This is a genomic window from Streptomyces cahuitamycinicus (genome assembly GCF_002891435.1).
GTDB classification, from domain to species: Bacteria; Actinomycetota; Actinomycetes; order Streptomycetales; family Streptomycetaceae; genus Streptomyces; species Streptomyces cahuitamycinicus.
The window spans coordinates 1-1,044 of sequence record NZ_POUC01000873.1; the positions used below are offsets into that span (position 1 = coordinate 1).

The window sequence follows — 1,044 nt, forward strand, 5'->3', positions numbered from 1 at the left end:
ACGCCCACCCCCACACCGGCCGACCCCGTCTCCCTCCCGGCGTTGATGCGGCGCGAGCACACCGGCTCCGGGCTGCGTCTCGGCGACGTGCTCGACCGGACCGCCGCCTACACCCGCTACGCCGTCACCTACGAGGCGAACGGCCTGACCATCTCCGGGATCATGAACATCCCCAAGGGCAAGGGCCCCTTCCCGGCGCTGGTGCTGGCACACGGCTACATCGACCCGGACGTCTACGTCAGCGGCCAGGGCATGCCGCGCGAGCAGGACCGCCTGTCCCGCCGCGGCCATGTCGTCCTGCACACCGACTACCGCAACCACGCCCGCTCCGACAAGGACCCGAACAACGACGTCGACCTACGGCTCGGCTACACCGAGGACGTCATCGGCGCCGCCCTGGCCCTGCGGAACTCCGGACGCCCCGAGATCGACGGCGACCGGATCGGCATGTTCCGCCGGTCGATGGGCGGCGGGGTCGTGTACAACACACTGGTCGTGGCGCCCGGCCTGTTCGACGCGGCGGTCGCCTACGCGCCGGTGAGCGCCCGGCCGCAGGAGAACATCGACCACTTCCAGCGGCCCGAGGGCGACCTCTACGCGGACCGCGTCAGCGAACCGTTCCTAAACAGTGTCCAGGTTGCCAGCTCCTGGAACTGCGCGCATCCCGAACGGTGTTGGATGCGCTGGTCTCCCGCGTTCGCTGTGTCCCCGTCCGGCTGCGTGCATCGTGTGCACGCTCCGTGACGGGTGGGCGGGTTCCCTCACGTCCTCGTGCGCCTGGTCCGGCCTGGGCGGTCCGATGCCCCGCAGCATCGCTCTGGTGCTGCGGGGGCGGTGCCGTCCGTCGCCGGATCGGGTGCCCGAGGGCGCGTCGCCCGATCGCGATGCCGGCGGCATCGTGACGGGACATCTTTCGCTTCTTCGAGGTGAGGGGCTTCTTCCAGTGCTGGTCGCCCCACATCGACGTGTACGCCGGGTCCACGGCAACGATGGAGAGGCCGTGTTCGGACGCCATGGACACGAGCCGGGCCTTGAGCTTGCCGG

The 1,044-nt window shown here is 70.4% G+C and carries 2 pseudogenes; one reads left to right on the top strand and one right to left on the bottom strand.

The window, feature by feature from the left end:
• Positions 1 to 252: 252 nt before the first annotated feature.
• Positions 253 to 531: pseudogene (locus C1J00_RS47490) on the top strand (alpha/beta hydrolase family protein); the annotation flags it as partial.
• Between the two features lie 76 nt (positions 532 to 607).
• On the opposite strand, the pseudogene C1J00_RS47495 reads toward C1J00_RS47490, so the two are convergent.
• Positions 608 to 1,044, bottom strand: a pseudogene (locus tag C1J00_RS47495) (IS200/IS605 family accessory protein TnpB-related protein); the annotation flags it as partial.